This window comes from Allocoleopsis sp. (assembly GCF_036703385.1).
Taxonomy (GTDB): Bacteria; Cyanobacteriota; Cyanobacteriia; order Cyanobacteriales; family Coleofasciculaceae; genus Allocoleopsis.
In genome coordinates, this window is record NZ_DATNPA010000339.1 from 1 (window position 1) to 8,243 (window position 8,243).

The 8,243-nt window shown below is 47.3% G+C and carries 3 protein-coding genes; 2 read left to right on the plus strand and 1 reads right to left on the minus strand.

Annotated elements, in window-relative coordinates; all coding sequences use genetic code 11:
• Positions 1-272: 272 nt before the first annotated feature.
• Positions 273-728: a hypothetical protein gene (locus V6C93_RS16820; protein WP_333477821.1), complete on the minus strand. Its 456-nt coding sequence runs from the start codon at positions 726-728 to the stop codon at positions 273-275.
• Positions 729-1,545: 817 nt separating this feature from the next.
• On the opposite strand from V6C93_RS16820, the gene V6C93_RS16825 reads away from it, so the two are divergent.
• Together V6C93_RS16825 and V6C93_RS16830 are read left to right on the plus strand one after the other, a co-directional pair.
• Positions 1,546-6,570: a CHAT domain-containing protein gene (locus V6C93_RS16825; RefSeq protein ID WP_333477822.1), complete on the plus strand. Its 5,025-nt coding sequence runs from the start codon at positions 1,546-1,548 to the stop codon at positions 6,568-6,570.
• Between the two features lie 267 nt (positions 6,571-6,837).
• On the plus strand, positions 6,838-8,243 hold a 1,406-nt coding region (locus V6C93_RS16830; RefSeq protein ID WP_333477823.1), incomplete at its 3' end, for a CHASE2 domain-containing protein.

Consider the following 8,243-nt stretch of genomic DNA (forward strand, 5'->3'; position numbering starts at 1 on the left):
AAAATATCAAATTGTTCTAAATATATATTGGACATGCGTCAACGACCCTTTTTATCTTCGCGCCTTTATGGAAGACCTAGATTACCGAACTAGCGCCAAGGGAATGTTTGGTAAACACATGCTCGATGCTGCATTCCGGGAGTTTATAACTATCGTCAAATATGTGTGTTTTGCAACCCATGCGACTCGACACACGCTTACTTGCTGTTGCCATAGCAGGCTTTTGCACTTTTCTCGACCTGTATGCAACTCAGTCTCTGCTCCCCTTTTGTCTAGAGTGTAGCGTTTATCGACTTTTCAGCATTGATCCTTTTTCGATCTCTATCTTCTCGCTCAAAAAGCTGCTGGAGGCTCTCACGCCTACTGCGAGCAGGATGTAAGTCAACTTGAATGTCTGTTTGTGAGCCGTTACCTATAGGCGTTGAGGTAGCATTCACCAATGGATAGCTGGGTAGACGTTCTGGAAGTTTACTTCCTAGGGGATAGGGTATCTTAATCGGTTGCAACTGCGGTTCCAGTTCTGCAAAGTCGCCATTGATCAAAGCATCAATGAACTGTATGGCCTCTATCAAGGCTTTTTTCGGCGTCTCCCATCCATCCCCTTCATACAGTCCATCCTTCTCTGGCGGCTCCACGTCGGCAAACCATCTCAATGCCCCAAGTACTTCCCACTTGTCCTGACTCAGGATGATAGCGTGGTTACGATAACTAAAGCGTCTTAAAAACATGTTTATTTTTCTTAAAAGCGGATGGATTTTACTGTAAGGACGGGATTGCTTACATTACGACCACGCTTGTTCTGTAAGCATGGCAGTGCCACTCACCTAAGAAAAAGCCCCCTGTGATAGTGACAAGGGGTTTCCAGCTTTGATTGTCAAAATGGAAATGAGTATTCAGCCCCCTGGTGAGTACTTATCTTAATGTTGAAATGTGAGGGTTTTGTGAAAAATTCCATCCTCTGCGCTCCAGAAACCCAACTTTTGCTCCTGGCGATCGCGCTACCCAAAGTTTCAGTGAGGCCATTCTGGCTAAATAGCCGCTCACTATCACTTTGCTAAAATTCACCCAAACGTCAGTCAATATCTTCCGGAATTACATCTGCACTCTTGTATAAATTTTAGTATTAGAGTCAAGACTTAGTATTAACCTTAACAAACCTTTTCCTTCCTCACTTGAATTCTACCGAAACAAATATTTCTGCTTTCTTAAAATTCACCTAGAAACAGACCCTTCTAGGCCAAAATAGACAACATTAACAATTGCTCTTGCTCAATTTCATCCTCTGTCAGTAGGCTGGGAATATTTTTTCTCAGCTATTTCTTAGTTTTATAACTTATGTCTTAGGGCGGATACGACTACACAAAGAGAAGGAAAAAGATTGAATAGTCATCCCCTGAAATTCAAATTTGAAGCGGCTTAACTCTACCGAGCATTAGCGAATCATATTGAGAGCAGTGCAACTGACAAAATCAGTTTGTTTCTCTGCTTTACCTGGGTGCATCTCAAAAATTGGCTAGAAATACCGCAATTGAGAAGCTCCCATTTATGCAATCGTCTCTTCCCCTCAAAAGCAGTGCGTTAACCACCCTGTTGCTGACAGGATTCCTTGGAACCACACCTGCTTTTGCTCAGCCCATTGTCTCTGATCAAACAACCGGAACGATAGTGACGCCTAATGGTAACCAGATTGACATTAGTGGCGGAACGCTTTCGGGAGATGGGGCGAACCTATTCCACAGCTTTCAACAATTTGGTCTAAATTCTGGCGGGACAGCAAACTTTCTCTCTAATCCAAGCATTCAGAATATCTTGGGGCGGGTTACGGGAGGAGATGCCTCGATTATTAACGGGCTGATTCAAGTTACAGGTGGGAACTCTCACCTTTACCTGATGAATCCAGCCGGGATCATCTTTAGCGCTAATGCCACACTGAATGTCCCCACCTCTTTTACAGCTACCACTGCCACGGGAATTGGGTTTAACAGCGGTTGGTTTAATGCGGCTGGTAATAATAACTATGCCCTTTTGGTAGGCGCTCCAAGTACTTTTGTATTTAACACTACATCCCAGGCGGGAGCTATTGTTAATGCCGGACAGCTGGCTGTGAGTCAGGCACAGAATCTTACCCTGTTAGGTGGCACGGTGGTCAATACTGGGCAGTTGGCAGCCCCTCAGGGAACTATCACAATAGCGGCAGTACCGAATCAAAATTTGGTACGCATCAGCCAACTGGGGAATCTACTGAGTTTGGAGATTGAGCCAATAGCCGCTGGGAATCAAGCCGGAAGTTGGACAATTCCAGTACTATCTCTGCCCCAGTTGCTCACCGGTGGGGGTGGAAGTCAGGGGACAGGCTTAACTGTCAATGGTAATGATCAGGTCAAATTAACCGCGTCTGGGGTGGAGATTCCATCTGAGGCGGGTACGGCTATAGCCTCTGGCACTCTCGATGTAGCAACGCCTACCAACCAAGGAGGGGTTGGTGGCAATGTGAATGTTTTGGGTGACCAGGTTGGACTGATTAGCACCAATATCAACGCCTCTGGTACTGATGGCGGTGGTACCGTGCGAATTGGTGGAGATTATCAGGGCAATGGGAAAATACCCAATGCTTTTCGCACGTTTGTTAGTGCTGATACAACGATAAACGCTGATGCGCTCTCTCAGGGTAATGGCGGACGAGTGATTGCCTGGGCAGATCAGTCCAATCGATTCCTCGGCAAAATCAGCGCTCGTGGGGGATTAAACTCCGGTAATGGTGGGTTTGCTGAGGTTTCTGGTAAGCAGTCGCTGAATTTTCAAGGACTCGCTAATTTGTTAGCACCTGGTGGTCAGGTGGGGATGCTGCTGTTAGACCCCACAGATATCACGATTAGCAATCAACCGAATACTGGCAGTATGCCGACTTCTGGAAATATATTTTCAGATACGACTACGACTCCTTCCAACCTCAACACCACAACCCTACAAAATCAACTGGCTTCGACCAATGTCACAGTTTCCACAGCATCGGGTTTGAGTGGTGCAGGAAATATTACAGTCAGGAGTCCTATCACCTGGAATAGCGGTTTTTCCCTGACACTAGCAGCCAATAACGATATCACTATCAATCCCGGTGCCAATATTATCTACTCGGGTGCTGAGAATAACGCACTCATTCTGCAAGCAAATAACAGCATAGTTTTCCAAGGTGCAGGCGTGACAGCCAACGGCACGGGAAGGTTGAATGTTACCCTCAATGCTGACCGAGATGGGAATGGTGCAGGAGCGATCGCTCTCCAATCGGGTTCAGCTATTATCTCCCGCGGTGGCGACATTATCTTAGGGGGCGGTAGTGACCCCAGCAAGAATCCGGCAGTAGGGACAGCCACTAATCCTGGAATCGATCTCAACGGTGCCAGCCTTAATTCTGGGCTTGGGGATATTAAGCTTACAGGCACTGGAATGTATGGTGTCCGAGTGGTGAATGGGAGCATTCAAAGCGCCAGCGGCGGAAAGATCGCGATAACTGGCATGGGAAGCATGGGAGAAATTCTCCTGGACAGGACACAGGTGACTTCCGAGAACGGTAGCCTGCAACTGATGGGATCGGGAGTGCAGCTAAACAACAGTACTGAGGTGACCTCCAATGGAACAGGAGATATCTCCCTACTGAGTTCAGGTTTGATCGACACAACAAGTGGCAGCCTCACGGGAAGAAACATCTCGCTGACGGCTAATCAGAAAATCAGCACAGGCGCTCTTACGTTGCGTTCTACTTCCGATCCCACATTTAACAAACCTCTTCAAATCAATACATCTGAGGCTTTGTCTCTCAACAATCCTATTGTCACCAATGGACACGACATTATTATTGGCAATGAACTCGCTCCCAGTCAGATTAATTTGAACTCTTCTTTGTTCACCTTGGGTGGAAAGGTCGATTTCACTAGTACGGGAGCGATCGCCATTAAAAATCCAGTCACCACGACTGGGGGCAATATTACTCTGCGCGGGGCAACAATTGATACCAAGGCAGCCACTCTAGACACCAGTTCCAGTACAAGAGATGGAGGAGCGATCGCTCTTTCTGCTACCGGTAACATTGATACAGCTGACCTAAAATCTAGCTCCACCGCTGCTTCAGGCAATGGCGGCAGCATTACCCTCACCAGCAACACAGGAGCCATTACCACAGGCAAGAGCGACTCGAGTTCCACCAACGGGACTGGAGGAGCGATCGCCCTCAATAGTACACAAGGAGCCATCACTAGCAAAGACTTGCTCGCTTCTGGAGTAACCGGAGCTGGAAACATTACCCTGAATGCAGGCGATCGCATCACCGTAGGTAACGTCTACTCTATGGCAAGCAATGGGCCTGGAGGTATGATCGGACTCACTGCTGCTGGGGATATCAGTACAGGTACGGTCACGTTTAGCTTAGGAGTAAACAACCCCCTCAGAATTAATACCTCTAAGATGGTGAACCTGAAAAATCCTATTTTCAGCTATGGAGCCGATATTGTGATTGGGGATCTGATAGCTCCCAGTCAGATTAATCTTGACGCTCTATTGTCTACCTTGGGTGGGAATGTCAGCTTCACCAGTACGGGAGCGATCGCCATTCACAATCCAGTCACCACAACTGGGGGCAATATTACTCTGCGCGGGGCAACAATTGACAGCGGTGACTTAGACGCTTCAGGTGCAACAGGTGGTGGAACAATTACTGTTGAGGCAGGCGAACACATTACCACAGGTAAGATCGACACGAGTTCGATCAATGGAAATGGAGGCGATGTTAAGCTCGATCCACCTGGTGATATTCAAGTCACCTCAATTAACGCCCAAGGTGGAACCAATGGTAAAGGGGGAAATGTGGACATCACCACAGATCACTTTTTCCGAGCTACTGGTACCTTCACCAATAGCAGCTGTATAAACACGAGTATTTGTAGCTCTGGTGGAGTAGGGGGTGGTTCAATCACGATCAGGCATGGAGGTAACGGAATTACTCCCTTTAATGTTGGGGATGCGACCTTAAACGGTACAGCAGGCGCGCTGATTAGTAATGGAGGCCCCTCCGTCTTGCCCTTCCAATCCTTGCCTTACACCTATACAAACGGCGTCAACATTAACATTATTAGCGTTCCTGCGCCATCACCTTCTCCACCACCGTCATCACCACCGTCATCACCACCGTCATCACCACCGTCATCACCACCATCATCCTCACCACCACTACCCTACTCATCACCCCTCTCGCTAACGTCACCACCACCGCCACTACCGATTGACCGTAATGATTCTGTGGCTACTGTCGATAAACTATTCACGAACGAATTTAGACAATATCTTAGACTTGGGCCAACCAAGGACATTACGCTGGCAGACGCTCAAGACAGCCTACGCCGAATCGATAGCGCTACTGGTGTGAAGCCAGCCATTATCTATGCTGTCTTTGTTCCCTCAACCTTAACTTCCAAGACAGCTGAAAACGCTAGCTCTGCTTTTGATGCCGGACCGCAGCTCAGTGAACTTATCAGACAGCGCCAGGATAGTGACCAGTTGGAATTAATTCTGGTCACCCCAGACGGCCCCCCTATTCGCAAACGAGTCCCTGGAACAACACGCCAGCAAGTTCTCAAAATCGCAGGGCAATTACGCCGTGAAGTCACCGATATCTCTAGTCGCCCTTCTGATTACCTTCCTCCTGCCCAAAACATGTACCAGTGGTTGGTCGCTCCCCTAGAGTCAGATTTAAAAGCTCTTGGCATCCAGAATCTGGTTTTTATCCTGGACGCAGGACTACGTTCTGTCCCTCTAGCAGCCCTCCATGATGGTGATGGCTTTCTAGTAGAGAAGTATAGCGTGAGTCTGATGCCGAGCCTCAGTTTAACGGATACCCGCTACCAAAACATCAAAAATGCTCAAGTCCTAGCAATGGGAGCCTCAAAATTTACTAACCAGACTCCTTTACCGGCTGTTCCTGTGGAGCTGTCTGAAATCACGTCCATCTGGAAAGGTCAATCATTCCTGAATAAAGACTTTACTCTGGACAATCTCAAGGCAAAACGCCGCGAAGGGCCGTTTGGAATTGTTCACCTGGCTACCCATGCCTTCTTTCAACCCGGAGAACTAAGCAACTCCTACATTCAGTTATCGGATACTAAGCTGCGATTAGACCAACTACAGCAATTGGGCTGGAATGACCCAGCGGTGCAGTTACTGATATTGAGTGCTTGTAAAACGGCACAGGGCAATGAGCAGGTGGAGTTGGGTTTTGCGGGGTTAGCTGTGCAAGCGGGTGCCAAGTCAGCCCTAGCGAGTTTATCGTTTATCAGCGATGAAGGAACAATGGCACTGATGGCAGAGTTTTATGAGCAATTGCAACAAGCTCCGATTAAGGCAGAAGCCCTACGACGAGCACAAGTCGCCATGCTCAAGGGAGAGGTGAAGCTGGAGAATGGCAAATTAGTGACTCCCAGTAGGACAGTACCCTTACCGCCGGATCTGAACGAGCTGGGGAATCAAACTCTGTCCCATCCCAAATTCTGGGCAGCTTTTACGGTCATTGGCAATCCTTGGTAAACGCTCGCACGTTTATCGACCGCTGTGTGTCGCAAGCGAGTCTATTAGGATGAGGCTTTGCATCCAGACCATTCAATAACAGCATTCTTCGCGTTTTCGTTTTGAAAAAAATTTCATAAGAGAATCCGGATTTAAAAACCCTTTGAAAATAAATCTGGTATTCTTTGAATTCATTCATTGCTCAATATATTCCAACCACAATTAGCTTATTCGAGAACCCTATTCATTCTTAGATAGGGCAGTTTTTTATCTCATTGTTGCAACTCAATGAATCAAAAAAAAAATTCTTTAATCTCTCAAGCTTCTCAAATTTTCAATAGTTTTTACCAAAAAACTATTACTGTAAAGAAGCTTGATTTTGTATTTAGTAGCCTTGTGGCAATCAGCTTGTTTTTTGGGGTGCGGCACTTAGGATGGCTACAGCCTTTGGAACTAAATGCGTTCGACCTCATGGTTCGCCTCCGCCCGGATGAAGGACCCGATCCGCGTTTGCTAATAGTGGAGATTACAGAGCAAGACATCCAAGCTCTAAAGCAATATCCGATCTCCGACGGGATTTTAGCAAAGGTCTTAGCAGAATTGGAACAGCATCAGCCCGCCGTCATTGGTGTAGATTTGGCTCGCAATGTACCAGAAGAGCCAGGTCATGCTGAATTGGTCGCTCGATTCCAAAGTCCAAAGGTTGTTGCGATCGCCAATATTGGTAACTCAGAAGTCGAGGCGGTAAAACCCCCTCCTGGAGTATCAAAGGAACGGGTTGGTTTCAGTGATGTTGTAACTGACCCCGATAACGTAGTTCGTCGCAATTTTATGATCGCTCCTATCGACGAGGAAACCACCCTCTACTCGTTTTCCCTACGCGTCGCTCTCGCTTATCTCCAACAAAAAGGCATTAAGCCTCAATTCACCAAAACTCACGAACTTCAATTAGGTCAAACTCGATTTAAGTGGTTGGATTTCAATTCTGGTGGCTATCAAACCATTGATGATGGTGGCTATCAAATCTTATTAAATTACCGTTCAGCTCGGAATGTAGCACGACAAGTTAGGCTTACACAGGTCTTGCAGGGGCAGATTAACCCTAATTGGGTGAAAGACAAGATTGTGCTGATTGGCGCAACAGCACCGACGGCAAAAGATTTGTTTTACACCCCCTACAGCGCAGCTGAAAAGCAAATTCCTCGGATGGCAGGGGTCTTGGTTCACGCTCAAATGGTAAGCCAAATCCTCAGTGCGGTTTTAGACAATCGCTCCCTGTTTTGGTATTGGTCTGGCTGGGTTGAGGTCTTGTGGATTGCCGTCTGGTCATTGGTGGGCGGTGTGTTGGTGGCGCGGATTCACAATCTCCTGATTCTGGGGTTAAGTAGTCTAGTTTGTGTGAGTATTTTGTTTGGTTTTACCCTGGCGCTGTTTATGCAGTCCGGATGGATACCTGTAGTGGCACCAGCAATGGCATTAATGCTCACTGGCTTGACAGTAGAGGTCTACCAGCGGCAACTACTCAAACGTCAAGAGCAGATGGTCATGAGGTTGTTGGGACAGCAAACTTCACCGGAAATTGCCCAAGCTCTCTGGAATGAACACGATCGCTTACTCGATTCTGGTTTTCTGCCCGGTCAACGAGTGATCGCGACGATACTACTCACTGACATCAAAGGCTTCAGTACCATCTC